Here is a 25,461-nt window from a genome sequence, read left to right as displayed (position 1 = left end):
GTAACCTGACCAACGACTTTCGCGCCCGCGCCATGGCCCGCACGCTGTTTCGCAGTGTGGGGGGTGCCGCACACTCCCGCGCGTCCCTGCTGATATTGTTCGCCACGTCATGGCCGAAGACCCACACCCCCGCAGGTCCGACGAACACTCGTCGGAAGGCGCGGCAGGGGCCGTTCTGGGCTACCTCCTCGCCGGCATCGTGGTGTGGGGCTTCCTCGGGTGGTTGGCGGAGCGGCTTCTCGATCTGCGAACCGGCGTCGGGGTCGCCCTCGGCATGATCTTCGGCGCGGCCGGAGCGATTTACCTGATCATGAAGAGGCTCAGTGCTTGAGTGCCAGCACGCGCGGGTCTGTCGAGTGCGGAGGATGACACGGTGAGTGGACAGCTCGTCGCCGCAGAGGGGCTTCCCTGGCCCCCCAGCGTCGGAGATTTCTACCCGCCGGACGTGGCTGGCCCCTGGGTCACCAAGTTCGGGATCATGATCTGGCTCGCGGTGGCGTTGCTGATCATCTTCTTCATGCTCGCCTACCGGAAGCCCAAGCTGGTCCCCGGCAAGGCCCAGTGGTACGCGGAGTCGGTCTACGGCCTGGTCCGGGACAACATCGCCAAGGAGCAGATGGGCGCCGCCGGCATCCGGTTCGCGCCCTACTTCACGGTGCTGTTCAGCTTCATCGTGCTGACCAATCTCTTCAGCATCGTGCCCGGCCTGCAGATCTCGCCGAACTCGCACATCGCCTTCCCGATCGTGCTCGCGGCGATCTCCTACGTGATGTACCTCTACCTCGGCGCCCGCAAGCACGGCCTCGGCAAGTACCTCAAGATGAGCCTGATCATCCCGGGCGTGCCGTGGCCCATGCACATCCTGCTGATCCCGATCGAGTTCCTGCAGACGTTCATCGTCCGCCCGGTCACCCTGGCGCTGCGGCTCTTCGCCAACCTGTTCGCCGGCCACCTGCTCCTGCTGGTCTTCACCGTCGGCGGCTTCGTGATGCTCAACTCGAGCAGCCTGTTCATCCAGGTGACCTCGGTCTTCTCCTTCCTGATGGCGATCGTGATGGCCTTCTTCGAGGTCCTGGTCGCCGTGCTGCAGGCCTACGTCTTCGTCACGCTGAGCGCGAACTACATCGGAAGTTCGCTCGCCGACGAGCACTGATCGGGCTCGGCGGGCCACCCGGCCCGACCAAGCTTCTGGTACCGACCCGCGTACGCGTGAAACCTCACGCGTCGAACAGGAGGAATACCCGCAATGACTGTTCTTGCCGCCATCGAGGGCAGCGTCAACACCATCGGCTACGGCCTCGCCGCCATCGGCCCCGGTATCGGCGTCGCCCTGGTCTTCGCGGCCTACATCCAGTCGAGCGCCCGCCAGCCGGAGTCCGCCGGCTACAACCGCACCTGGCTGGTCCTGGGCTTCGCTCTGGTCGAGGCGCTCGCGCTCTTCGGCCTGGTGCTCGCCTTCGCAGTCTGACGAGAGCTCTCTCCCGACCCGGAGGTCTGACATGTTCATCGCCGCAGAAGGCGTCGAGCACAACCCGATCCTGCCCATCTGGCAGGAGATGGTCATCGGGACGATCGCCTTCGCCCTGCTCTGCTTCGTCCTGCTGAAGTTCGTCATGCCCCGCATGGAGGCGATGTACCAGGCACGGGTCGACGCGATCGAGGGTGGGCTCAAGCGCGCCGAGGCCGCCCAGGCCGAGGCGAACCAGCTGCTGGAGCAGTACCGGACCCAGCTCGCCGAGGTGCGTAACGAGGCGGCCCGGATCCGGGACGACGCCCGGGCCGACGCCGAGGGCATCCGCCAGGACATCCTCGCCAAGGCGCGGGAGGAGTCCGACCGGATCATCGCGGCCGGCAAGGAGCAGCTCGCCGCCGAGCGGGCCACCATCGTGCGCGAGCTGCGCACGGAGGTCGGCACGATCGCGGTCGACCTGGCCAGCAAGATCGTCGGTGAGTCCCTCGCCGACGAGGCCCGCCGCAAGGGCACCGTCGACCGGTTCCTGAGCAACCTCGAGAGCGCGGGGGCCCGCTGATGCAGGCCGCCAGCCGGGAGTCGTACAAGGTCGCGGCCGAGCGCCTCGACGCGTACGTCCGCGGCGCGGAGCCGTCGGCGGTGGCCACCACCGCCGCCGACATCCTCTCCGTCGCCGACCTGCTGCGGCGCGAGCCGCGGCTGCGCCGGGCGCTCTCCGACCCGGCCCGCTCGGGTGCGGACCGCAGCGCCCTGCTCGACGGGCTGCTGCGTGGCAAGGTCGGCGCCGAGGCGCTGGACCTGCTCACCGCGCTGGTGTCCGGCCGCTGGTCGGCGCCGTCGGAGCTGCTCGACGGGGCCGAGCGGATCGGGGTGGAGGCGCTGCTGGCCAGCGCCGACTCCGCCGGCGACCTCGGTGAGGTCGAGGACGAGCTGTTCCGCTTCGGTCAGGTGGTCGCCGGTCAGCCCGCGCTCTCCAACGCGCTGGCCGACCCGATCGCCCCGATCGGGCAGCGGGCCGGCCTGGCCCGCGAGCTGCTCGCCGGCAAGGCCCGCCCGGTCACCGTCAGCCTCGTCGAGGCGGCGCTGAGCGGGTTCGGGGGACGCTCCTTCACCGGGGCGCTCACCCGGCTGGTCGAGCTCGCCGCCGACCGGCGGGACCGGCAGGTGGCGTACGTGACCGCCGCGGCCCCGTTGAGTGAAGAGGACGAGCGCCGGTTGGGTGCGAGCCTTTCCGCGATATACGGTCGAGAGGTTTCCGTCAAGCAGACGGTGGACCCCGGAGTTCTCGGTGGCGTGAGCGTGCGGGTCGGTTCCGACCTGTACGACGGCACCGTCCTGCGCCGCCTCAACGAGAGCCGTAACGCGCTCGCGAAGCGTTAGGCGGCCCTGCCGCTCAGCGCCTGTGAAAAGACGCCATTCGGACCGGTCGGTACTAGGTATCCCGGGCCCCTGATACTTAAGGAAGCAGAGGATGGCCGAGCTGACCATCTCGACGGAGGAGATCCGCGGCGCCCTGGAGCGCTACGTCTCCTCCTACTCGTCCGAACTCTCCCGCGAGGAGGTCGGTACCGTCGCCGACACCGGTGACGGCATCGCCCACGTCGAGGGTCTCCCCTCGACCATGACCAACGAGCTGCTGGAGTTCGAGGACGGCACCCTGGGTGTGGCGCTGAACCTCGACGTCCGGGAGATCGGTGTCGTCGTTCTCGGTGACTCCGCCAAGCTCGAAGAGGGGCAGCGCGTCAAGCGCACCGGCCGGGTGCTCTCCGTGCCGGTCGGCGACGCCTTCCTCGGCCGCGTGGTCAACGCGCTCGGCCAGCCGATCGACGGGCTCGGCGACATCGCCAACGAGGGCTTCCGCGAGCTGGAGCTCCAGGCCCCGAACGTGATGGCCCGGCAGTCGGTCGACGAGCCGCTGCAGACCGGCCTCAAGGCCGTCGACGCCATGACCCCGATCGGCCGTGGCCAGCGTCAGCTGATCATCGGCGACCGGAAGACCGGCAAGACCACCGTCGCGCTGGACACCATCCTCAACCAGCGGGACAACTGGCGCTCCGGCGACCCGAAGAAGCAGGTCCGCTGCATCTACGTCGCCATCGGCCAGAAGGCCTCCACGGTCGCCTCGATCAAGGGCGTCCTGGAGGAGGCGGGCGCGATGGAGTACACGACCATCGTCGCCTCCCCGGCCTCCGACCCGGCCGGCTTCAAGTACCTCGCCCCCTACACCGGCTCGTCCATCGGGCAGCACTGGATGTACGGCGGCAAGCACGTCCTGATCGTCTTCGACGACCTGAGCAAGCAGGCCGAGGCGTACCGCGCCGTGTCCCTGCTGCTGCGTCGCCCGCCGGGCCGCGAGGCGTACCCGGGTGACGTCTTCTACCTGCACTCCCGCCTGCTGGAGCGCTGCGCGAAGCTCTCCGACGAGCTGGGTGGCGGCTCGATGACCGGCCTGCCGATCATCGAGACGAAGGCCAACGACATCTCGGCCTTCATCCCGACCAACGTCATCTCCATCACCGACGGCCAGATCTTCCTGGAGACCGACCTGTTCAACCAGGGCGTCCGGCCGGCCATCAACGTCGGCACCTCGGTCTCCCGGGTCGGTGGCGCCGCGCAGGTGAAGCCGATGCGGAAGGTCGCCGGTTCGCTGCGGCTCAACCTGGCCCAGTACCGCGAGCTGGAGGCGTTCGCCGCCTTCGCCTCCGACCTGGACAAGGCCTCCCGGGCCCAGCTCGACCGCGGTTCCCGCCTGGTGGAGCTGCTCAAGCAGTCGAACTACTCGCCGTACCCGGTGCAGGAGCAGGTCGTCTCGGTCTGGGCCGGCACCGAGGGCAAGCTCGACGACATCCCGGTCGGCGAGGTCCGCCGCTTCGAGTCGGAGTTCCTCCAGTACCTGCGCCACAAGCACGAGGGCGTACTGGCCGGCATCGCCGACAACCAGTGGAACGACGACATCGTCGGCTCGCTCGACGCCGCGATCGCCGACTTCAAGCAGATCTTCCTCGGCAAGGAAGACGAGCGGCGGATCAACGAGGCCCCGGCCGCGCCGCTGGAGGGCGAGGAGAACCGCGAGACGGTGACCCGCTTCCGGGACGGCGCGGGCGACGGCCCGGCCGAGAACCGGTAAGGGCTGATCCATGGCGGCCCAGGTACGCGTTCTTCGCCAGCGGATCCGCTCGGCGAAGGGGATGAAGAAGATCACCAAGGCGATGGAGCTCGTGGCGACGAGCCGGATCGCCAAGGCCCAGGCCCGGGTGGAGGCGTCCCTGCCGTACGCCCAGGCCGTCACCGGTGTGCTCACGGCGCTGGCGTCCAACGCGCGGATCGACCACCCGTTGCTCACCCCGCGCCCGCAGGTGCGGCGGGCGGGCGTCCTGCTGGTCACCTCCGACCGTGGCCTCGCCGGCGGTTACAGCTCCAACGCGATCAAGATGGCCGAGTCGCTGATCGCCCGGCTCCGGGCCGACGGCAAGGAGCCCGTGCTCTACGTCATCGGGCGCAAGGGCGTCGGGTTCTTCCGGTTCCGGGACCGGCCGATCGAGGCCAACTGGACCGGGTTCTCGGAGCAGCCGACGTTCGCCGACGCCCGCACCGTGGGTGAGACGCTGATCAAGGCGTTCACCGCCGGCGCGGACGACGTCGACGGCGGCCCGGGGGCGGACGGGGTGCGCGGGGTGGACGAGCTGCACATCGTCTACACCGAGTTCCACTCCCTGATGACCCAGACCCCGGTCACCCGGGTCATCGGCCCGATGCAGGTGGAGGACCGGCCCCGGTCCGAGGGCGTGCTGCCGGCGTACGACTTCGAGCCGGACGCGGAGGCGCTGCTCGACGCGCTGCTGCCGAAGTACATCAACACGCGGATCTACGCGGCGTTGCTGGAGTCGGCGGCGAGCGAGTCGGCGGCCCGGCGGCGGGCGATGAAGAGCGCCACCGACAACGCCGAAGAGATGATCGAGAAGTACACGCGTGAGATGAACTCGGCCCGCCAGGCCGGCATCACCCAGGAGATCAGCGAGATCGTCGGCGGCGCGAACGCGCTGGCCGCGTCGGGAAGTGAAGTGTGATGACTGTATCCGCAGTTGAGACCAAGACGGCCACGGGGCGCGTGGTCCGGGTCATCGGCCCGGTCGTCGACGCCGAGTTCCCGCGCGACGTCATGCCGGCCCTGTTCAACGCCCTGCACGTGGACGTGACGCTCTCCGGCGGCGAGAAGACGCTGACCCTGGAGGTCGCCCAGCACCTGGGTGACAACATGGTCCGCGCCATCTCGATGCAGCCGACCGACGGCCTGGTCCGCGGTACCGAGGTGCGCGACACCGGCTCGCCGATCACCGTGCCGGTGGGTGACACGGTCAAGGGCCACGTGTTCAACGCGATCGGCGAGTGCCTCAACCTCACCGAGGGCGAGACGCTCCAGCCCGACGACCACTGGGGCATCCACCGCAAGGCCCCGGCCTTCGCGGACCTGGAGCCGAAGACCGAGATGCTGGAGACCGGCATCAAGGTCATCGACCTGCTCGCCCCGTACGTCAAGGGCGGCAAGATCGGCCTGTTCGGCGGCGCCGGCGTGGGCAAGACGGTGCTCATCCAGGAGATGATCACCCGTGTCGCCCGGAACTTCGGTGGTACCTCGGTCTTCGCCGGCGTGGGTGAGCGCACCCGTGAGGGCAACGACCTCATCGCCGAGATGACCGAGTCCGGCGTCATCGACAAGACCGCGCTGGTCTACGGCCAGATGGACGAGCCGCCGGGCACCCGGCTGCGGGTCGCCCTCTCGGCGCTGACCATGGCGGAGTACTTCCGCGACGTGAAGAAGCAGGAGGTGCTGCTCTTCATCGACAACATCTTCCGCTTCACCCAGGCCGGTTCGGAGGTCTCCACCCTGCTCGGCCGGATGCCGAGCGCGGTGGGCTACCAGCCGACCCTGGCCGACGAGATGGGCGAGCTCCAGGAGCGGATCACCTCCGTCCGGGGCCAGGCCATCACCTCGATGCAGGCGATCTACGTGCCGGCGGACGACTACACCGACCCCGCCCCGGCCACCACGTTCGCCCACCTCGACGCGACCACCAACCTGGAGCGGTCGATCTCCGACAAGGGCATCTACCCGGCCGTGGACCCGCTGGCGTCCTCGTCCCGGATCCTCGCCCCGGAGTTCGTCGGCGCCGAGCACTTCGCGGTGGCGACCGAGGTGAAGCGGATCCTGCAGAAGTACAAGGACCTGCAGGACATCATCGCCATCCTCGGTATCGAGGAGCTCTCCGAGGAAGACAAGATCACCGTGCAGCGCGCGCGGCGGATCGAGCGCTTCCTGTCGCAGAACACCTACGCGGCGGAGCAGTTCACCGGCGTGCCGGGCTCGACGGTCCCGATCCAGGAGACCATCGAGGCCTTCAAGAAGATCAGCGAGGGCGAGTACGACCACTTCCCCGAGCAGGCCTTCTTCATGTGCGGTGGTCTGGAGGACCTGGAGCGCAAGGCAGCGGAGCTGATGAAGGGCTGACCTGTCGGCCCCACGAAAGGCCATCCCGGCAATGCCGGGATGGCCTTTCGTTCATTTTGGGGCCCTATGATCGCCGTTGTCCGGTTCCGCGTGCTCGGCGATCATGCCGCACCCGAGGTACCGTCGATCCGCCCACGCACCGCGTGGGCGTCGACCTGTGCAATCAATCGGCTGCGTGCGCCCGTCTCCTGATCGTGGGCGTGACGAACGGAGATGATCGTGGGTAAGGCCGGCAAGGGCGGTCGCAAGCCGTCCAGGTGGTCGGGGGTGCCGCGCTGGGCCCGGGTCTGCACCGTGTTCGGTGCCGTCCTGATGCTGCTCAGCGGCGTGGTGCTGGCCGGGGCCGAGGCGCTGATGGCCCGTTACGAGGGCGCCGTCGGGAAGGCTGACCTCTTCGGCGACCAGGCGGCCGGCGCGAAGGAGCGCAAGAGCGACATCAAGGGCCCGCTCAACATCCTGTTGGTCGGCATCGACCCGCGCAACCCGGAGACCCCGCCGCTGGCCGACTCGGTCATGGTGCTGCACGTGCCGGCCGAGCTGGACCGGGCCTACCTCTTCTCGATGCCCCGTGACCTGCTCGTGGAGATCCCCAAGTTCAGCCGGGCGGAGTTCAACGGGGGCACCGACAAGCTCAACGCGGCGATGTCGTACGGCAGCCGGGTGCCCGGCGGCGGCAACCCGGACGCGGCCCGGGGCTTCGAACTGCTGGCGACGACGGTGCAGAACGTCACCGGCATCACGCGCTTCGACGCCGGCGCGATCATCAACTTCAACGGTTTCCGGAAGATCGTCGACGCGATGGGCGGCGTCGACATGTACATCGAGCGTGACGTGCGCTCCGAGCACCGCGAGCCGAGCGGCAAGCACCGCAAGGGCAACCCGAACGGCGAGGGCTACGTCGGCCCCCAGGCGGTCTACAAGAAGGGCAACCAGCACCTCAGCGGCTGGCAGGCGCTCGACTACGTCCGTCAGCGCTACCCGAAGAACGGGGTCCCGGACGGCGACTACGGCCGGCAGCGGCACCAGCAGCAGTTCGTCAAGGCCATGGCGGGCCAGGCGCTCAGCGCCGACGTGGTGACCAACCCGATCAAGCTGGACCGGGTGCTGCGGGCGGCCGGGGAGTCGCTGATCTTCAGCGGTCGCGGCAACAGCGTGGTCGACTTCGGGCTGGCGCTGAAGAACATCCGCCCGGAGACGATTCAGATGATCAAGCTGCCGGGCGGCTCGATCATGGAGAACGGGAAGTACCAGGGCGAGAAGTTCCAGCCGGCCGTGGACGACTTCTTCGCCGCGCTGCAGAAGGAACAACTGGACGCGTTCCTGGTGGAGCACCCTGACTTCCAGAACAAGTCGAAATAGCCGTGGCGCAGGTCTCGCCACCCGCGTTGGGGGCGGTCAGGCGGCCCGACTAGACTTTCGACAATCCGCCGCCGCAGCAAGGAGACAGCGTGGCAAAGCAGCTTCACGTCGAGCTCGTAGCCGTCGAGGAGAAGGTCTGGTCCGGCGAGGCCGAAATGGTCGTCGCCCGCACGACCGAGGGCGAGCTGGGTGTGCTGGCGGGGCACGCGCCCCTGCTCGGCCAGCTTGCCGAGCCCGGCCAGGTGCGTATCAAGCTGGCCGGTGGCGAGCAGGTCTCCTACGACGTAGCCGGCGGTTTCCTGTCGGTCACCGGCGACGGCGTCACCGTCCTCGCCGAGAGCGCCACCCCGGCTGCCGCCGCGCAGAGTCGCTGAGCCGAAACGCCGATGGAGATCGTCGAAGGGATCGGAATCGGCGTTGCCGTCGTCCTCGGCGCACTCCTGATCCTCTTCGTCCGGCGGGCCGTCGTCACCCGTAGCGGGGGCATCATCCGGCTCGGCGTCCGGACGTCGACGATGCTCGACGGCCGAGGCTGGTCGCCCGGCTTCGGCCGCTTCGTCGGCGACCAACTCCGCTGGTACCGGATGTTCAGCTTCGCCATCCGACCCACCCGGGTGCTCTCCCGCAAGGGGCTGGCGGTCGAGCGCCGCCGCCTGCCCGAGGGGCAGGAGCGCCTCTCCATGCCCGCCGACTGGGTCATCCTCCGCTGTACGAGCGACCACGCTCCGGTGGAGATCGCCATGGCCCGGTCCACCGTCACCGGGTTCCTCTCCTGGCTCGAGGCCGCCCCTCCGGGGGCGGCCTCGCCACGTCTGGCCTCCCAGGACTGGCCGGCCGCCTGACCCTCGCCTCGCTGCCGGGGCTTGCGCCGGAGCCCACTCGCTCCGGGCGGTCAGGCTTGATCCCTCCGCGAGTGGGCGCCGGCGGAACCCTCTCCGTGTCGCGGTTTCGTCGAAGGCACGGAGACTCGCCTCGTCGCCGGTTCCGGGAAGCGACCGGTTCCATCTCGTAGCCCTGGTTGTCCGGCGTCCAGCCCAGCCCGCCGAGCAGCCGACCCGCGGCCATGCATAGCAGCGGCCAGATCGGGCATCCAGGCCTCGACGTGGTGCAGCGCGCCCACCGGAGCCACTGGCGGGCACGCCCGCCGGGTGGTCAGCGGGTGCCGCCCGGCACCCATAGCACATCTCCGTCCGGATTCGCCGTTCTTGACAGGATAAAGAGCAGATCGGAAAGCCGGTTGAGATACTTTGCCGGGAGCGCGCTGGTCCGATCCGGGTCATGCGTGACCAGGGCCCATGCTGCCCGCTCCGCGCGCCGGGCGACTGTCCGCGCCACGTGCAGCAGCGCCGCACCCGCGGTGCCGCCGGGGAGGATGAAGGAGTCGAGCTTGCTCAGGCGTGCGTTGTACTCGTCGCACCAGCCCTCCAGACGCTCGACGTACTCCTCGGTGACCCGCAGCGGCGGGTACTTCGGGTCCGGCTCGACGGGGGTCGCCAGGTCGGCGCCCACGTCGAACATGTCGTTCTGGATCGAGGCCAGGACGGCCCGCAGTTCGTCGTCGAGCTGCCCCAGGGCGAGCGCCACGCCGATCGCGGCGTTGCACTCGTCGACATCCGCGTACGCGGAGATGCGCGGATCGGTCTTCGGTACCTGCTCGTTGTTGCTCAGCCTGGTCATGCCGGCATCGCCGGCCTTGGTGTAGATGCGCGTGAGGTGGACGGCCATGACGCACAGCCTACGGATACCGGACCTGACGATCCCGGAGCGCCCGGGCGGCACCGCCGTCCGGCCGGCGGGGGTGGGCCCCGGCGACGCCGGTGATCCGGCGATCGGCGACGTCGACGTCATCCGGGTGCGCGGTGACGCCCGCCTGGCCGGCACGGTGCACGTCGTCGGCGCCAAGAACTCGGCGCTGAAGCTGATGGCGGCCGCACTGCTCGCGCCGGGGCGCAGCGTGATCACCAACGTGCCACGGATCACCGACATCGCGATCATGGGCGAGGTGCTCCGCCGGCTCGGCTGCGGCGTGCACTTCGAAGCCGACGATCCGGTCGACCCGATGGTCGCGTACGGCGGGGTGGCCCGGTCCCGGTCGGTCGTCATCGACGTGCCCGACCAGCCCGGCGCCGAGGCGGACTACGACCTCGTACGCCGGCTGCGCGCCTCGATCTGCGTGCTGGGGCCGCTGCTGGCCCGCCGTGGGCACGTGCGGGTGGCCCACCCCGGCGGGGACGCCATCGGCTCGCGGGGCCTGGACATGCACATCTCCGGCCTCACCCGGATGGGTGCCGAGATATCCGGCGAGCACGGCTTCGTGATCGCGTCGGCGCCGCACGGCCTGCGCGGCGCGGAGATCGTGCTCGACTTCCCCAGCGTCGGGGCGACGGAGAACCTGGTCATGGCGGCGGTGCTGGCCCAGGGGGTCAGCCTCATCGACAACGCCGCCCGGGAGCCGGAGATCGTCGACATCTGCACCATGCTGAACCAGATGGGCGCCCGGATCTCCGGCGCCGGCACCTCCACCCTGCACATCGAGGGCGTACCGGGGCTGCGGCCGGTGCGGCACGGCACGGTGGGGGACCGCATCGTGGCCGGCACCTGGGCCTTCGGCGCGGCGATGACCCGGGGGGACGTCACGGTGACCGGGGTGGAGCCGGTGTTCCTGGAGGTCGCGCTCGACAAGCTGGTCTCCGCCGGAGGGCTGGTGGAGACCCGGGGCGACGCGTTCCGGATCCGGATGGACGACCGGCCGAAGGCGGTGGACGTCGTCACGCTGCCCTACCCGGGCTTCGCCACCGACCTGCTGCCGATGGCGATCGGGCTGGCCGCGGTCAGCGACGGGGCGTCCCTGATCACCGAGAACATCTTCGACGGGCGGTTCATGTTCGCCAACGAGATGATGCGGCTGGGCGCGGACATCAAGACCGACGGCCACCACGCGGTGGTCCGGGGCAGGGAGACGCTCTCCGGCGCTCCCGTGCGTGCCACCGACATCCGGGCCGGGGCCGGGCTGATCATCGCCGGGCTCTGCGCGGAGGGGGTCACCGAGGTGTCCCACGTGCACCACGTGGACCGGGGCTATCCCGACTTCGCCGCCGACCTGCGCGCGCTCGGGGTCGAGGTGGAGCGGGGCACCGCGCCGGAGGAGCCGGACCTCACCATCTGAGTCCCGCCGCCCGGCGACAGGCCTTAGCAGTCGTTCAGGGCCGCCGGTTAGGGTGCTGGCAGACACTCAACTGGCGAGGGAGAGAGCAGATGGCGGGTCGACTCGCGGTCGTCGGTGCCGGGCTGATGGGCTCGGGCATCGCCCAGGTGGCGGCGCAGGCGGGCTGGCAGGTGACGCTGCGGGACCTGGACGACGCGGCCACCGGGCGGGGCATGGGAGCCATCCGGAAGTCGCTGGAGAAGTTCGCCGAGAAGGGCAGGATCCAGGCGTCCGACGTCGACGCGACGCTCGGCCGGATCACCCCGACCACCGACCTGGAGGCGGCGGCCGACGCGGACATCGTGGTCGAGGCGGTCTTCGAGCGACTGGAGATCAAGCACGAGGTGTTCCGGGCGCTGGACAAGATCTGCAGGTCCGACGCGGTGCTGGCCACCAACACCTCGGCCATTCCGGTGACCCAGATCGCCGCGGTGACCGAGCGCCCGGAGGCGGTCGTCGGCACGCACTTCTTCTCGCCAGTGCCGATGATGAAGCTCTGCGAGCTGGTCCGCGGCTACAAGACCAGCGACGCGACGCTGGCCACGGCGAAGACGTTCGCCGAGGAGATCGGCAAGACCGTCGTGGTGGTCAACCGCGACATCGCGGGCTTCGTCACCACCCGGCTGATCTCGGCGCTACTCGTCGAGGCGGTCAAGCTGGTCGAGGCGGGCGTGGTGTCGGCCGAGGACCTGGACACCGCCTGCCGGCTCGGCTTCGGCCACGCCATGGGTCCGCTGGCCACCGCCGACCTGACCGGCGTGGACGTGCTGATGCACGCCTCGAAGAACATCCACACCGACACCGCGGACGCGAAGTTCTTCCCCCCGGAGCTGCTCCAGCGCATGGTCACCGCGGGCGACCTCGGCCGCAAGAGCGGCAAGGGCTTCTACACGTACTGACGGGCAGCCGGCCGCTCAGCGGACCGCCTCCACCGGCGCGGGGGCGGTCCGCCGCAGCCCGGCGGTGAGCATCAGCGTGGCCGCCAGCGCCGCCGCGGCGAGCAGCGCCACGGCCCAGCTCGCCGGGACCAGGTCCGCGACCGTGCCGGCGAGCACGGCACACAGCGCCTGCGCGGCCATCATCCCGTTGTGGTGCAGGCCCAGCACCTGACCCCGGCTCTCCGCGGGCGAGTGGACGATCAGCCGCTCCTGCAACGGCAGCCCGGCGGCGAAGCCCACCGAGGCGACGACCGCGACCAGCATGGCCAGCGGCAGCGCCGGCGACAGCGCGAAGGCCAGGTAGGGCAGGACGAGCAGCAGCCGCAGGGCGGGGACCAGCCGGTCCCGCCGGCCCGGGGGCAGGAACCGTCCCACCACGACGTCGCCCGCCAGCATCCCGAGGGCCGCGGCGGCGTAGAGGAAGCCGGCGCGGTCCCCGGCGTACGGCACGAACAGCGCCTCGCAGCCGACGACCAGGCCGGGCGGCAGCCACAGGTTGAGCAGCAGCGAGCGGCGGCCGGGATCCGCCCACAGTTGCCGGTTCACCCGCAGCGTGCGCCCGACCGTCGTCCGGGCGGTGGTCCGGGCCGGGCGCTCCGAGATCCCGAACCACCCGACCGCCGCCGCCACCACCCGCAGCACCGCCGCGAGCAGGAACACCTCGTACGGGTCCAGCCAGACCAACAGGACGCCGCCCAGCCCGAAGCCGGCGATCTGCATCGCCCCGACGCTCGTGTTCATGGTGGACCTGCCCAGCACGTAGGCGTCGGCCGGCAGGATGTCGGTGAGCAGCGCCCACCGGGCCCCGGATGTGATCGAGCCGACGTACGCGCCGGCGAAGATGATCGCGAACCGGGCCCACAGCGGCAGGCCGGGCACGGCCTGGAGGGCCGCTCCGGCGGCGACCAGCACGGCGGCGAGGGTCAGCGCCCGGCGGGGCGGCAGGCTGTCCGCGGCCGACAGCAACGTCAGGCTCCCGAGCATGCCGGCCAGCGGTGCGCCGAACATGCTCAGCGCGGTGAGCAGCGCCGAGCCGGTCGACGCGTAGGTCAGCGAGCCCAGCGCCAGCGCCGACGTCGTGTGCGCCGCGATTCCCGCGCAGTTCGCCAGGAACAGGTTGCGGAACTCCCGGACCGCGAACAGATCTGCGTACGTTCTCACGGGCACCATCGTCTGGGGCACCGGGTGGATCCCCTAGAGTTACGTCTGGAGGCGAAACATGGCCGTCTGGCAGGTGCCGTCGGATCTCCTCGCGCGCAGCCGCTTCACGGTCTCGCCGATGGTCGACACGGTCGCCGCGCTGCGCGCGCTGCACAACCCGCATACCCCGTGGCAGCGGGCCTGGCGGGAGCCGCACGTGGCGGCGTTCCGACGGCTGCTGGCCGGTCGGCCGGTGGCCCGGGCGCTGCTGCCCGCCTCGTTCTACCCCGGGTGGATGGCGGACTTCCTCACCGTCGCGCCCGCCGCAGCGGAGCCGTCGTTCGCGGCGGAGCTGGCTGCCGTCGGACGGTTGTCCGACGAGCGGATCCGGGCCGACCTGCGTGCCACCCGCCCGGAGCCGCTCGCCGCCGAGTTGCTGGCGGACGGTCTCACCGGGCACGTGGTGGACCTCCTCGGCTGGGTCTGGACGCACACCGTCGAGCCGGAGTGGCCGGAGCGGGAACGCCGGCTCCGGGCGGACATCGTGGCCCGCACCGCCGCACTGAGCGCGGGCGGCTGGGCCGGGGTGTTCACCGACCTCAACCGCAACGTGCGCTGGCTGGGCGACGGGCGCCTCCAGGTCAACGACTACCCGGAGCCGCCGCTGTCGCTGGACGAGGCCGAGCAGTTGGTCTTCCTCCCGGCGCACTGCCGTCGCGGCTGGGTGGTCTGGGACAGGCCGACCCGGTTCGGGCTGGTGTATCCGGTGCGCGGCATCCTGGTCGATCCGACCTCACCGGCACCCGACGGGCTCGCCCGGCTGATCGGCGCGAACCGGGCCCACATCCTGGCCAGGCTGGACACGCCGATGTGCACCTCGCAGCTCGTGGTGGTGACCGGGCTGTCCCTCGGGACGGTCAGCGACCACCTGCGGGTGCTGCTGGACGCGGGTGCCGTCGGCAAGCGGCGGTCCGGGCGCGAGGTGCTCTACTGGCGTACGCCGCTCGGCGTCGCACTCACGTCGTCCAGCCGTTAGCCGGGGCCCTCCTCACCCCTCAGCCGTCGCGCTTGGTCGTCCAGCGGAACGTGGTCAGGCAGAGCACCAGGCCGATCACGCACCACGCGACGAGCACCAGGGCGACCCGGTCCAGCTCGAACGAACCGCCCGGCTCGCGGGCGCCGAAGGAGTCGGGCAGGAAGACCGAGCGCAGGCCCTGACACATCCACTTCAGCGGGAAGACCGCTGCCACCTGCTGCATCCACGCCGGCAGCTCGGTGAAGACGAAGAACACGCCGGAGATGAACTGGAGCACCAGCGCGACCGGGGTGACCACCGCCGAGCCGCTGCGGGCGGTGCGGGCCAGCGACGAGATGGCGATGCCGCACAGCGTGCAGGCGGTGATGCCGAGCACCGACACCCAGCCGAACGTCAGCCACTTCGTGGCGGTGCCGGGCAGCTCCAGACCGAACAGCGCCACCGAGACCGCGAGCAGCAGCACGGTCTCGGCGATGCCGATGACCACCACCATGAGCACCTTGCCGGCGAACCAGACCCACTTCGGCATCGGCGTGCCCCGGTAGCGCTTGAGCACCCCCCGGTCCCGCTCGATCGGGATCCAGATGCCGAGGTTCTGGAAGCTCACCGTCATCAGGCCGGTGGCGATCATGCCGGTGATGAAGTACTGCGTGTAGCTGACCCCGGGGGCGATGTCGTCGTCGAAGATCGCCGCGAAGATCAGGATCATGATGACCGGGAAGCCCATCGTGAAGACGACGGACTCCCGGCTGCGCAGGAACTGGGTGATCTCCAGCCGGCCCTGGCGCAGGCTGAGGGCGGCCGCACCGGGCCGCCGGGCCGGCGCCCGGGTGGCGGGCGCGGCCGGCTTCGTCGTGGTGGTCATCGGTGTCCGATCATCCGCAGGTAGATGTCCTCCAGGGTCGGCCGGGTCACCGTCAGGCCCGGGACCTCCCCGCCGAAGCGCGCGGCCAGCTCGGCCACCAGCGCCGTCGGCGTCGCGCTCTCCGCCGTCTCCAGCGCCCCCTCCGGCGTACGCCAGGAGACCGTCGCGAGGGCCTGCTGCCGGTTGCCCAGCCGGTCGGGTGCGGCGACCTCGACCAGCCGGCCCCCGGCGATCACGCCGACCCGGTCGGCGAGGGACTCGGCCTCGTCGAGATAGTGCGTGGTGAGCACGATCGTGGTGCCGGCGGCGGCGAGATCGCGGATCAGCTCCCAGAACTCCCGGCGCGCCTCCGGGTCGAAGCCGGTGGTCGGCTCGTCCAGGAACAGCAGCTCCGGGCGGCCGACGATGCCGAGCGCCACGTCCAGCCGGCGCTTCTGCCCGCCGGAGAGGGTGTGCGTACGGGCCTTCGCCTTGCCGGCCAGACCGACCCGCTCGATGACCTTGTCGGGGTCGTCGGCGTCGGCGTAGAAGCCGGCGAAGTGGTGCACCACCTCGGCGACCGTCAGCTCGTCGAACTCGCCGGTGCCCTGGAGCACGATGCCGACCCGGGACCGCCAGTCCGGGGCCGGCTGCGCCGGGTCGCTGCCGAGGACGCCGACCTCACCGGCGTCGCGCCGCCGGTAGCCCTCCAGGATCTCCACCGTGGTGGTCTTGCCGGCGCCGTTCGGGCCGAGCAGTGCGAAGATCTCGCCGCGGCGGACGTCGAGGTCCACGCCCGCCACCGCGACCGTGTCGCCGTACGCCTTGCGCAGCCCCCGGACGGAGATCGCGAGCTCGTCATCCATCCGTCAAGTGTGCGACCTGGCCAGGGCGGCCAGGCGGCCGGGGTGTGGTGGTCGCGCCCATGTCGCGTGCTTCGCACCAGGGCGTCCGCTCCATGGAGCTGTGTGGTTTTCCACAGCTGTCGTGACTGAACGGTAACTTAGACTCCGGCCATGGACGAGAAGGCTCTCCCCGGCCGGCTGCCCGAGCGCGACCGCCCGTGGGTGATGCGCACGTACGCCGGGCACAGCTCGGCCGCCGCGACCAACTCGCTCTTCCGCCGCAACCTGGCGAAGGGGCAGACCGGCCTGTCGGTCGCCTTCGACCTGCCGACGCAGACCGGCTACGACCCCGACCACGAGCTCGCCGCCGGCGAGGTGGGTCGGGTCGGCGTGCCGGTGGCGCACCTCGGCGACATGCGGGCCCTCTTCGACGGCATCCCGCTCGGCGGCATGAACACGTCGATGACCATCAACGCGCCGGCGATGTGGCTGCTCGCCCTCTACGGCACGGTGGCGACGGAACAGGGCCACCCCGCCTCGGCGCTCGCCGGCACCACGCAGAACGACATCATCAAGGAGTACCTCTCCCGGGGGACGTACATCTTCCCGCCGGCGGCGTCGCTGCGGCTCACGGCCGACGTCATCGCGCACACGCTGACCACGATGCCGAAGTGGAACCCGGTCAACATCTGCTCGTACCACCTCCAGGAGGCCGGCGCGACGCCCGTGCAGGAGGTCGGCTTCGCGCTCTCCACCGCCGTCGCCGTGCTCGACGCCGTCCGCGACTCGGGGCAGGTGCCCGCCGGGCGGATGGGTGACGTCGCGCAGCGGATCTCGTTCTTCGTCAACGCCGGGGTGCGCTTCGTCGAGGAGATCGCCAAGATGCGCGCCTTCGGGGCGCTCTGGGACGAGATCACCCGCGAGCGCTACGGGGTGACGGACCCGAAGCAGCGCCGGTTCCGCTACGGCGTGCAGGTCAACTCGCTGGGCCTGACCGAGGCGCAGCCGGAGAACAACATCCAGCGCATCGTGCTGGAGATGCTCGGCGTCACCCTCTCCCGGGACGCCCGGGCCCGCGCGGTCCAGTTGCCCGCCTGGAACGAGGCCCTCGGCCTGCCCCGGCCGTGGGACCAGCAGTGGTCGCTGCGGATGCAGCAGGTGCTCGCGTACGAGTCGGACCTGCTGGAGTACCCGGACCTGTTCGAGGGCTCGCACGTGATGACCACGCTGGTCGAGGGGATCGTCGCCGGGGCCCGGGTCGAGCTGGACAAGGTGCTGGAGATGGGCGGGGTGGTCGCCGCCGTGGAGACCGGCTACCTCAAGAGTGCCCTGGTCGCCTCGCTGGCCGAACGGCGCCGCCGGATGGAGGCCGGCGCCGACGTGGTGGTCGGCGTCAACCGGTACACCGAGACCGAGCCGTCCCCGCTGACCGCGGCCGGCGCCGAGGCCGTCGAACAGGTCGACCCGGCCGTCGAGGCGGCCGCCACGGCCGCCGTACAGCGGTGGCGGGCCGGGCGGGACGGCGCTGCGGTCGACGCGGCACTGGCCCGGCTGCGCGCGGACGCCGCGACCACGACGAACCTGATGCCGGCGACGCTGGAGTGCGTGCGGGCCGGGGTGACCACCGGCGAGTGGGCCGGCGCGCTGCGCCAGGTCTTCGGCGAGTACCGGGCGCCCACCGGACTCACCGGTGCCGCCGGGGCCGGCGGGGACGCCACCCTGGCCGCCGTCCGGGAGCGGGTCGCCGCCACCGCCCGCGAGCTGGGCAGCGGCCGGCTGCGGCTGCTCGTCGGCAAGCCCGGCCTCGACGGGCACTCCAACGGCGCGGAGCAGATCGCGGTACGCGCCCGCGACGCCGGCTTCGAGGTGATCTACCAGGGCATCCGGCTGACCGCCGGGCAGATCGTCGCCGCCGCCGTGGAGGAGGACGTGGACCTGGTCGGCCTCTCGGTGCTCTCCGGCTCGCACCTGGCCGCGGTGCCGGCGGTGCTGGACGGCCTGCGCGCCGCCGGCCGGGGCGACCTGCCGGTCGTGGTGGGCGGCATCATCCCGGCCGGGGACGCGGAGCAGCTCCGCGCCGCCGGGGTGGCCCGCGTCTTCACGCCGAAGGACTTCGCCCTGACCGGCATCATCGACGAGCTGGTCACGGTGATCCGGACCGCCAACGCCCTCGGATGAAAGGAAGGGCACCTTCCTAACGCTATGCGTTAGGAAGGTGCCCTTCCTTTCACTTGAGGCGGTCAGCGGCTGGCGTAGGTCATGCAGTCCGCCATGTCGTTGTCCGGGCCGACCTTGATCCCCGGGGCCTGGCACTCCAACTGCTCGTTGTGCCGGCAGTCCGCGCGCTGGCAGGCGCCGACCTGCGCTGTCGTGCCGCCGTTCACCCCGCCCCGGACCGCCGGCATCTCGATGAAGGTGTGGCAGTGCGCGTGGTCCGGGCTGCCGATCGTGATGGCGAAGGCGTGGCAGTCGTTGGTGTGGTTGTACGAGCAGGCCGTAACCACGCACTCCTCGACGCGGGGCATCTCCATTGCTGCGGTCATGGTGACCTCCTCTAGAGTCTTGCCCCGATTTTAGGCTTTTGCGGGGTTGTCCGAGATTGATTCAGCCGAGCCCGAGCACCTCCGAGAGCGGCGCGGGTTCAAGCCCGCGCTCGGCCAGCCCGGCCAGGATGTGCGGCAGCGCCTCGTCGGTCATCGGCGCGTTCGCCTCCGTCACGTGCAGGACGATCACCGAGCCGGGGCGCACCCCGGCCAGCGCCGCGCGTACCACCGGCCGCCAGGACTTCGCGAACGGATCGCCGCTGATCACGTCGCCGTCCACCACGGTCACCCCCAGCGGCGCGAGCGCGTCCAGCGCCGTCCGGTCGTGGCACAGCCCGGGGAAGCGGAAGTACCGGGTCTGTCGTCCCCCGTACGCCGCCACCACGTCGAACGTCCGCGCCACGTCGGCCGTCATCTCCCGCTCGGCGATCCGGGGCAGGCCGTAGCAGTCCGGGGTGAAGGCGAGGTGCCCGTACGTGTGGTTGGCCAACTCGAAGCGCGGGTTCGCGGCGAGCCGGCGGGTCACGGCGGGATACTGCTCGACCCACTTTCCGGTGAGGAAGAAGGTGGCCGGCACCCGCTCCCGCTCCAGCAGGTCGATGATCTTCAGGTTCGCGTACGACCGCACGGCACCGCTGCGCAGTTGGTACCGCATCGCGTCGGTCATGTCAGCGTCGAAGGTGAGCGCCACCCTGTTCCCCGTACGCGGCCCGTGGTCGACGACGGGCGGTCTGGTCCCGGGCGGGGTCGCGCCGGGGACGGTCGCGGCGGGCGTGGCCGGCGCCGGGGCCTCCGCCTCCGGTGTCGTCGGGGCGGTCGGGGCTGTCGACGCCGGTGGGGTCGCCGGGTCGGGTGCGGCCTCCCATATCCCGGCGACCCGGGCGCCGGTCGGCGTGCCGAAGGGGACCGGGCTGGCGAGGAGGGCCACCGCCGCGATGACGGCGGCGAGGGTCGCGACGAGCGGAACGCGGGGGATCTTCACGTGCACCGGAAGATGATGTCAGCGCCGGAGTGTCCGCGTGCGCCCGCTCGCGTCCGTGGCGCTGCCCATGCTCGCCGTGAGCGGTTTGTCGCTCGGCCGCATGATCGTGCTCAAGTCAGGAAGTAGTGGCCTTACGCCCCGGCGAGGCCACTACTTGCCGGATCGAGCGTGATCAAGATCCCGGGTGGGCCACCTTTGCGCCCGGTGTCCGGCTCCACCGCTTGTGCCGGGCGTGCAGGCGTCGATCGTCACCGCTGGGCGTCGGTGGGGTGGCTGTCCGGTTTCGGGGTGTGGCCGAGGGCATCGTGGGGGCGGAATCGTGGCCGCCCCGGGGTCGTTACACCATCCGTACGACCGAGTAGGGCACGGTGATGTGCCAGGCCAGCCCCCGGAATTACGGTGGGCGGCCGGTCGTTACACATGGTCCCGGCCGACGTGCAGGGCACCCCCCCTCGCCCCACGCGGCCGTTCTTGAACCTTGTTCATCGAGCGCCGGACGGTGCTTGCACCCCGCACAGAGCCGACCCCCTTTCGGTGTGTGGGTGCCAACCCCCGAATGGAGCGTCCCCCCATGAACACGTTCATCCGTAACAGCGTTCTCGGTATCGCCGGTCTCGCGTTCGCCGGTGGTGTGGCCGCCGGCCCGATGACCGACAGCACCCCGACGACTGTCGACACCACGCCCGTCGCCGCCGTGCAGGCTGACAAGCCGGCCGGCGTGGACAAGGGCAAGCTGATCCCGCACGGTGTGCAGGGCGCCCAGTCCCGCATCGACCTCTCCGACGAGCAGGTCGGCAACGTGAAGGCGATCATTGCGGCGACGAAGAAGGCCGGTATGGACGAGCGGGCCGCCGTGGTCTCCATCGCCACCGCACTGCAGGAGTCGAAGCTGGAGAACCTGGGTCACCTGGGTGACCGCAACGACCACGACTCGCAGGGCCTGTTCCAGCAGCGTCCGTCGAGTGGGTGGGGCACGGTCGAGCAGATCACCGACCCCGAGTACTCGACGACCGCGTTCCTGAAGGGCCTGAAGCAGGTCGACGGCTGGCAGGACATGCCGCTGACCGTGGCCGCGCAGACGGTGCAGGTGTCGGCGTACCCCGACCACTACGCCCAGTGGGAGCAGCAGGCCGCCGACCTCGTGGCCGAGCACTGGAACAGCTGACCCGCAACGCGCACAGCCGCTGGCCGGCACCCCTACCCGGGGTGCCGGCCAGCGGCGTGTCCAGGTCCGGACACGTGGCGGCGGGGCGTACGGCGGTCAGACCCGGAAGCCGGCGGCCCGCGCCGCCTGACGTTCCCGGCGGCGCTCGGAGCGGCGGCGCAGGAACCAGAAGAGGAAGACGACCAGCCCGGCCAGGAACGCCAGGACCAGCACCGGCAGGATGATCGCCACCACCGACATGACCACGCTGGTGGCGTCCTCGGCGGTGCTGGCCACCGGCGCGCCGACGCCGGCCGTGGCCGCGTTGATCACCGGACGGGCGGCGGCCTTCAGCAGGTGCACGCCGAGGGCGATCAGCACCCCGGTCGCCACGGGGACCCACTCGTTGGACGAGAAGAAGCTGCCGGGATCGCTCACCGTCACCGTCTCCGACGACGAGCCGGCGCCGAACGCCAGCCCGCCGGCGGTCGGCCGGACCACGGTCTGCACCACGTCGTTGACGTGGTCGACCACCGGGACCTTGTCGGCGACCAGCTCGACGGCCAGCAGCACCGCCAGGATGGCCACCACCCAGCCGTTGCCGAGCCACTGCCAGCCGCTGGGCAGGTCGATCAGGTCGGTGTAGCGGGCCAGCAGCCCCATGGTGAGCAGGGGAATGTAGGCGTTCAGCCCCGCTGAGGCGGCAAGGCCGGTGCCGGTGAGAACTTCGAACACCGTCTCAGGATCGCACCGCCGCGCCAGTGCCGCTCGGTGGCGCGGGCCGGGGTCTCCGCTACCCTCGTCGGGTGCGGTTGGTCATTGCGAAGTGCTCGGTGGACTACGTCGGACGGCTCTCGGCCCACCTGCCGCCGGCCACCCGGTTGCTCATGGTGAAGGCGGACGGGTCGGTGTCGATCCACGCCGACGACCGGGCGTACAAGCCGTTGAACTGGATGAGCCCGCCCTGCCGGCTGGAGGAGGCGCCCGGGGTCTGGCGGGTCGTCAACAAGGCCGGCGAGGAACTGCGGATCACCCTGGAGGAGATCTTCCAGGACACCTCGTACGAGCTGGGCGTCGATCCGGGCCTGCGCAAGGACGGCGTGGAGGCACACCTCCAGGAGTTGCTGGCGGCCAACCCGGAGGCCCTCGGCGAGGGGTTCACGCTGATCCGCCGGGAGTACATGACGGCCATCGGCCCGGTCGACCTGCTCTGCCGGGACGCCGAGTCCGGCACCGTCGCCGTCGAGGTCAAGCGCCGGGGCGAGATCGACGGCGTGGAGCAGCTCACCCGGTACCTCGAACTGCTCAACCGCGATCCGCTCCTCGCCCCGGTCGCCGGGGTCTTCGCCGCACAGGAGATCAAGCCGCAGGCCCGGGTGCTCGCCACCGACCGGGGCATCCGCTGCGTGGTCGTGAACTACGACAAGCTGCGCGGCATCGAGCGCGACGAGCTCACCCTCTTCTGACGGGCGGGCCGGGCGGTCCCGTCCGACGCCGCGCCGCCCGCCACCGGTCAGGACGGCGGCACCGGTGGCCCCTCCGCGCGGACGGCGATCAGCGACTTGGGCAGGCCGGCCACCCGCTCGACGAGGATCCGCGAGTCGGGGAAGTAGTGCCGCATCTGCGAGCGGTCGAGCAACTCCGTCCAGAGCACCTGGTGGATGGCGGCCTCGTGGGTACGGGTCGGCTTGTGCCCGAGCGGCCACCGGCGGGCGACCGCCGTGCGCAGCCGTACCGGGAGGAACTGCATCCCCGGCGCGATCCAGTGCGGCTCGATGGGGAAGTAGCGGTAGGGCGTCTGCACCCAGTGCCGGTCGCCGAGGCCGCGCACGGCGTCGGCGAAGCGCAGCCGCCGCTCGTGCCCGCCGACGTGCTCCAGCACGGAGTTGGAGAAGACGAGGTCGTAGCGGCGCGAGGTGATGCGGGCCGGCAGGTCGCAGGCGTCGGCCCGGTCGACCTCCGCCCACTCCGGGACCTCCGCCGGCGGTCGCTCCAGGTTGACCACGTGCACCCGCGCCGGCCGAACGTCGGCCCGGGTCCAGGTGCCGAGCCGGCCGCCCAGGTCGACGACGTGCATCTTCGCCAGGTCGGGGAAGGTGCGGGCCAGCCAGTCGGCGCGGCGACGCCGTTGCCGGGCGCTCCACGAACGGTCACTGTCGACGAGGTGGAAGCGCAATCGATGGGGGCGCATTTAACGCAATGTACTGCTCCCACCACGTTGGACACACGTGGGGGCGGTCATGATCGGTTATCTGACAGTCACCGGCCGTACATGACCTTGATGGCCTTGACGAGCCGGGCGACGTCGGCCGGCGTCCGGTCGAAGGTCGTCGACGGCAGCAGAGACTGGGCGCGCCGGCGGGTGATGGCCTTGGCGCGGCTGAACTCGCGCAGCCCGTCCTCGCCGTGGATGCGCCCGAAGCCGGAGTCGCCGACGCCGCCGAACGGCAGGGTGGACATCCCGGCGAAGGTCAGCGCCGAGTTGACCGACGCCATGCCCGAGCGCAGCCGCCGGGCGATCGCCACCGCGTGCCGCCGGCCGAAGACCGAACCCCCCAGGCCGTACGACAGCGCGTTGGCGCGGGCCACGGCCTCGTCGGTGTCGCGGACCCGGTTGATGGTCAGGGTCGGCCCGAACGTCTCCTCGCGTACAGCGGCCGAGTCCTCGGGGACGTCCACCAGCACGGTCGGCCGCACGTACGGCGGCTGCACCGCGTCCGCGCCGCCGAGCACCGCCCGGCCACCCCGGGTCAGCGCGTCGTCGATGTGCCGGCGGATCACGTCGACCTGGCTCGGCATGGTGATCGGGCCGATGTCGGCACCCTCCGCGCCGACGGTCAACCTGCCGGCCCGCTCGACCACCTTGCCGACGAAGGCGTCGAAGACCGGCTCGACGGCGTAGACCCGTTCGATGCCGATGCAGGTCTGGCCCGCGTTGGTCAGCGCGCCCCAGACGCACGCCTCGGCGGCGGCGTCCAGGTCGGCGTCGGCGTCGACGATCATCGCGTCCTTGCCGCCCGCCTCCAGCAGCACCGGCGTCAGCGACTCGGCACAGGCCGCCATCACCTTCCGGGCGGTCGCCGACGATCCGGTGAAGGCCAGCTTGTCCACTCCGGCGCGGCAGAGCGCCGCCCCGACGTCGCCGAGCCCGTGCACGGCGGTGAACACCGGCTGCTCCGGCACCACCTCGGCGAACGTGTCGACCAGCCACTGCCCGACGACGGGGGTGTACTCGCTGGGCTTGAGCACCACCGCGTTACCGGCCGCCAGTGCGTACGCGGCGGAGCCGATCGGGGTGAAGACGGGATAGTTCCACGGGCCGATGACGCCGACGACACCGTAAGGCTGGTATTCGAGGTGGGCGGAGAACTCGGCCAGGACGAGCCGCGAGCGGACCCGGCGGGGGCCCAGCACCCGGCGGGCGTTGCGGGCCGCCCAGTCGACGTGCTCGACGGCGGTGACCAACTCGACGACGGCGTCGGCGACCGGTTTGCCGCCCTCGACGTGCACCAGCTCGGCGATCTCCTCGATCCGCCGGGCGAGGAGCCTGCGCCAGCGCAGTAGCCGCTCCCTGCGCCCGGTGAAGCCGAGCCCGGCCCACCACTCGCCGGCCGCCCGGGCCCGTTCGACGGCCCGTTCGACGTCCTCCGTGCTGGCGACCGGCAGGCGGCCGGCCTCCGCGCCCGTCGCCGGGCTCGTCGAGACCAGCCGACCGTCCTCGATGACCGGGTTACCCGGGACACGCACCGCCGTCATGGCGGAAGTCTAGACCCGAGGATTACTCACTGGTAGGGCCGGCCGCCTGGCCCATCGGCCCGCCCGTCGGCCGGACTTGTGGCGATTCATCCGCTGGTGTGCGCCGAATCGTCGAACGCGAGGTGTCCGGCCGGGGGTGCGGAGGTGACCACGTGGCGGTGGAGCACGACTATTGTGTGATGGCAGTCTGACAGGCGGTGGCCGTGTGGGGTGGAGGCTGGCTGTCCATGGAGGAACATCCGGAACTGAGGCCGTTGTTGACGGTGACCGGCGGGGCGATGCGGGGGCTCAGCTTCCGGGTCGCTCCCGAGCGGCAGGTGATCGGTCGGGCGCCGACAGTCGACATCGTGGTGCACGACGCGCACCTGAGCCGCCAGCACGCCGAGATCTGGCTGACGGGCGAGGGCGCGTCCCTGGCGGACCTGGGCTCCACCAACGGCACCTGGCTCAACGACCGGCGGATCACCGGCGTCGAGCGGCTGGCCGACGGGGACGTGATCCGCCTCGGCCGCACCGAGCTGCGCGTCTTCGACCCCGGTGTGGCGCGGACGGACCCGGTCGGCTTCAGTTTCGGCCGGCCGCGCCCGGACCGCCGTCCGACCCTGCCGCTGCCGATCGCGCCCCCGGCCCTGCCGGGCCCCGATCAGCCCGTGCCGGCGGCGGTCCTGTCCGCGCCATCCTGACCGGCGGTT

General features: G+C 71.1%; 27 protein-coding genes. 18 read left to right on the top strand and 9 right to left on the bottom strand.

The window, feature by feature from the left end:
* Nucleotides 1-109 precede the first annotated feature (109 nt).
* The 11 genes from ABZ809_RS20470 to ABZ809_RS20420 all read left to right on the top strand — a co-directional run bounded on the left by ABZ809_RS20470 (nucleotide 110) and on the right by ABZ809_RS20420 (nucleotide 9,178).
* Complete coding sequence (locus ABZ809_RS20470; protein WP_357564137.1) at nucleotides 110-331, top strand: hypothetical protein; 222 nt, start codon at nucleotides 110-112, stop codon at nucleotides 329-331.
* The gene (gene atpB / locus ABZ809_RS20465; RefSeq protein ID WP_357564136.1) at nucleotides 332-1,153 is read left to right on the top strand and encodes a F0F1 ATP synthase subunit A; all 822 of its coding nucleotides are present in this window, start codon (nucleotides 332-334) and stop codon (nucleotides 1,151-1,153) included.
* A 93-nt stretch (nucleotides 1,154-1,246) separates the two neighbouring features.
* On the top strand, nucleotides 1,247-1,468 hold the full coding sequence (gene atpE, locus ABZ809_RS20460) for an ATP synthase F0 subunit C (protein WP_091289747.1): 222 nt from the start codon (nucleotides 1,247-1,249) through the stop codon (nucleotides 1,466-1,468).
* Nucleotides 1,469-1,499: 31 nt separating this feature from the next.
* Nucleotides 1,500-2,030 carry a F0F1 ATP synthase subunit B gene (locus ABZ809_RS20455; RefSeq protein ID WP_357564135.1) on the top strand — a complete coding sequence of 177 codons (531 nt, stop codon included), beginning with the start codon at nucleotides 1,500-1,502 and terminating at the stop codon, nucleotides 2,028-2,030.
* Nucleotides 2,030-2,851 (top strand): F0F1 ATP synthase subunit delta, encoded by an 822-nt coding sequence (locus tag ABZ809_RS20450; protein ID WP_357564134.1) that lies wholly within the window; start codon nucleotides 2,030-2,032, stop codon nucleotides 2,849-2,851. Before ABZ809_RS20455 ends, ABZ809_RS20450 begins: the two co-directional genes overlap by 1 nt.
* A gap of 91 nt (nucleotides 2,852-2,942) precedes the next feature.
* Nucleotides 2,943-4,598 carry a F0F1 ATP synthase subunit alpha gene (gene atpA / locus ABZ809_RS20445; RefSeq protein ID WP_357564133.1) on the top strand — a complete coding sequence of 552 codons (1,656 nt, stop codon included), beginning with the start codon at nucleotides 2,943-2,945 and terminating at the stop codon, nucleotides 4,596-4,598.
* 10 nt (nucleotides 4,599-4,608) lie between these two features.
* Nucleotides 4,609-5,538, top strand: coding sequence for a F0F1 ATP synthase subunit gamma (locus ABZ809_RS20440; RefSeq protein ID WP_357564132.1), 930 nt, complete (start codon nucleotides 4,609-4,611; stop codon nucleotides 5,536-5,538).
* Nucleotides 5,538-6,977 carry a F0F1 ATP synthase subunit beta gene (atpD, locus tag ABZ809_RS20435; RefSeq protein ID WP_357564131.1) on the top strand — a complete coding sequence of 480 codons (1,440 nt, stop codon included), beginning with the start codon at nucleotides 5,538-5,540 and terminating at the stop codon, nucleotides 6,975-6,977. Before ABZ809_RS20440 ends, atpD begins: the two co-directional genes overlap by 1 nt.
* Before the next feature lie 213 nt (nucleotides 6,978-7,190).
* Complete coding sequence (locus tag ABZ809_RS20430; RefSeq protein WP_357564130.1) at nucleotides 7,191-8,336, top strand: LCP family protein; 1,146 nt, start codon at nucleotides 7,191-7,193, stop codon at nucleotides 8,334-8,336.
* Between the two features lie 89 nt (nucleotides 8,337-8,425).
* Nucleotides 8,426-8,710: a F0F1 ATP synthase subunit epsilon gene (locus tag ABZ809_RS20425; RefSeq protein WP_357564129.1), complete on the top strand. Its 285-nt coding sequence runs from the start codon at nucleotides 8,426-8,428 to the stop codon at nucleotides 8,708-8,710.
* Nucleotides 8,711-8,722: 12 nt separating this feature from the next.
* On the top strand, nucleotides 8,723-9,178 hold the full coding sequence (locus tag ABZ809_RS20420) for a DUF2550 domain-containing protein (protein ID WP_357564128.1): 456 nt from the start codon (nucleotides 8,723-8,725) through the stop codon (nucleotides 9,176-9,178).
* 310 nt (nucleotides 9,179-9,488) lie between these two features.
* On the opposite strand, the gene ABZ809_RS20415 is transcribed toward ABZ809_RS20420, so the two are convergent.
* Complete coding sequence (locus ABZ809_RS20415; RefSeq protein ID WP_357564127.1) at nucleotides 9,489-10,061, bottom strand: cob(I)yrinic acid a,c-diamide adenosyltransferase; 573 nt, start codon at nucleotides 10,059-10,061, stop codon at nucleotides 9,489-9,491.
* Between ABZ809_RS20415 and murA the strand changes: the two genes are divergently transcribed.
* Entirely contained in the window at nucleotides 10,060-11,502 is a 1,443-nt protein-coding gene (gene murA, locus ABZ809_RS20410) for a UDP-N-acetylglucosamine 1-carboxyvinyltransferase (protein WP_357564126.1), read from the top strand. The two genes, ABZ809_RS20415 and murA, sit on opposite strands and share 2 nt — an antisense overlap.
* A gap of 89 nt (nucleotides 11,503-11,591) precedes the next feature.
* On the top strand, nucleotides 11,592-12,440 hold the full coding sequence (locus ABZ809_RS20405; protein WP_357564125.1) for a 3-hydroxyacyl-CoA dehydrogenase family protein: 849 nt from the start codon (nucleotides 11,592-11,594) through the stop codon (nucleotides 12,438-12,440).
* Nucleotides 12,441-12,455: 15 nt separating this feature from the next.
* On the opposite strand, the gene ABZ809_RS20400 is transcribed toward ABZ809_RS20405, so the two are convergent.
* Nucleotides 12,456-13,640, bottom strand: coding sequence for an MFS transporter (locus ABZ809_RS20400; RefSeq protein WP_357564124.1), 1,185 nt, complete (start codon nucleotides 13,638-13,640; stop codon nucleotides 12,456-12,458).
* 58 nt (nucleotides 13,641-13,698) lie between these two features.
* Between ABZ809_RS20400 and ABZ809_RS20395 the strand changes: the two genes are divergently transcribed.
* Nucleotides 13,699-14,655, top strand: coding sequence for an ArsR family transcriptional regulator (locus ABZ809_RS20395; protein WP_357564123.1), 957 nt, complete (start codon nucleotides 13,699-13,701; stop codon nucleotides 14,653-14,655).
* Between the two features lie 19 nt (nucleotides 14,656-14,674).
* Here ABZ809_RS20395 and ABZ809_RS20390 read toward each other — a convergent pair whose 3' ends face one another.
* Nucleotides 14,675-15,520 carry an ABC transporter permease gene (locus ABZ809_RS20390; RefSeq protein WP_357564122.1) on the bottom strand — a complete coding sequence of 282 codons (846 nt, stop codon included), beginning with the start codon at nucleotides 15,518-15,520 and terminating at the stop codon, nucleotides 14,675-14,677.
* Entirely contained in the window at nucleotides 15,517-16,365 is an 849-nt protein-coding gene (locus ABZ809_RS20385; RefSeq protein ID WP_357564121.1) for an ABC transporter ATP-binding protein, read from the bottom strand. Before ABZ809_RS20385 ends, ABZ809_RS20390 begins: the two co-directional genes overlap by 4 nt.
* A 150-nt stretch (nucleotides 16,366-16,515) precedes the next feature.
* Between ABZ809_RS20385 and ABZ809_RS20380 the strand changes: the two genes are divergently transcribed.
* Complete coding sequence (locus ABZ809_RS20380) at nucleotides 16,516-18,522, top strand: protein meaA (protein WP_357564120.1); 2,007 nt, start codon at nucleotides 16,516-16,518, stop codon at nucleotides 18,520-18,522.
* 62 nt (nucleotides 18,523-18,584) lie between these two features.
* Here the strand turns inward: ABZ809_RS20380 and ABZ809_RS20375 are convergent, their stop codons facing one another.
* Nucleotides 18,585-18,887 carry a DUF1540 domain-containing protein gene (locus tag ABZ809_RS20375; protein ID WP_357564119.1) on the bottom strand — a complete coding sequence of 101 codons (303 nt, stop codon included), beginning with the start codon at nucleotides 18,885-18,887 and terminating at the stop codon, nucleotides 18,585-18,587.
* Nucleotides 18,888-18,948: 61 nt separating this feature from the next.
* A complete protein-coding gene (locus ABZ809_RS20370; RefSeq protein ID WP_357564118.1) occupies nucleotides 18,949-19,875 on the bottom strand; it encodes a polysaccharide deacetylase family protein in 927 nt (308 codons plus the stop codon).
* 565 nt (nucleotides 19,876-20,440) lie between these two features.
* On the opposite strand from ABZ809_RS20370, the gene ABZ809_RS20365 reads away from it, so the two are divergent.
* Nucleotides 20,441-21,034, top strand: a complete 594-nt coding sequence (locus ABZ809_RS20365; protein WP_357564117.1) for a hypothetical protein — start codon at nucleotides 20,441-20,443, stop codon at nucleotides 21,032-21,034.
* Nucleotides 21,035-21,130: 96 nt separating this feature from the next.
* Here ABZ809_RS20365 and ABZ809_RS20360 read toward each other — a convergent pair whose 3' ends face one another.
* Nucleotides 21,131-21,748: a DUF4126 domain-containing protein gene (locus ABZ809_RS20360; RefSeq protein ID WP_357564116.1), complete on the bottom strand. Its 618-nt coding sequence runs from the start codon at nucleotides 21,746-21,748 to the stop codon at nucleotides 21,131-21,133.
* A 71-nt stretch (nucleotides 21,749-21,819) separates the two neighbouring features.
* Here ABZ809_RS20360 and nucS point away from each other — a divergent pair, with 71 nt between their 5' ends.
* Entirely contained in the window at nucleotides 21,820-22,479 is a 660-nt protein-coding gene (gene nucS, locus ABZ809_RS20355) for an endonuclease NucS (RefSeq protein ID WP_357564115.1), read from the top strand.
* A gap of 47 nt (nucleotides 22,480-22,526) precedes the next feature.
* Here nucS and ABZ809_RS20350 read toward each other — a convergent pair whose 3' ends face one another.
* Together ABZ809_RS20350 and ABZ809_RS20345 are read right to left on the bottom strand one after the other, a co-directional pair.
* Nucleotides 22,527-23,204 (bottom strand): methyltransferase domain-containing protein, encoded by a 678-nt coding sequence (locus tag ABZ809_RS20350; protein WP_357564114.1) that lies wholly within the window; start codon nucleotides 23,202-23,204, stop codon nucleotides 22,527-22,529.
* 68 nt (nucleotides 23,205-23,272) lie between these two features.
* Nucleotides 23,273-24,769: an aldehyde dehydrogenase family protein gene (locus ABZ809_RS20345; protein ID WP_357564113.1), complete on the bottom strand. Its 1,497-nt coding sequence runs from the start codon at nucleotides 24,767-24,769 to the stop codon at nucleotides 23,273-23,275.
* A 227-nt stretch (nucleotides 24,770-24,996) separates the two neighbouring features.
* Between ABZ809_RS20345 and ABZ809_RS20340 the strand changes: the two genes are divergently transcribed.
* Nucleotides 24,997-25,452: an FHA domain-containing protein gene (locus ABZ809_RS20340; RefSeq protein WP_357564112.1), complete on the top strand. Its 456-nt coding sequence runs from the start codon at nucleotides 24,997-24,999 to the stop codon at nucleotides 25,450-25,452.
* Nucleotides 25,453-25,461 lie beyond the last annotated feature (9 nt).

It is taken from the genome of Micromonospora sp. NPDC047074 (genome assembly GCF_040643815.1).
GTDB lineage: Bacteria > Actinomycetota > Actinomycetes > Mycobacteriales > Micromonosporaceae > Micromonospora.
Note: the sequence above shows the minus strand (reverse complement) of the source record. Positions and strands in the feature narration are given on the sequence as shown.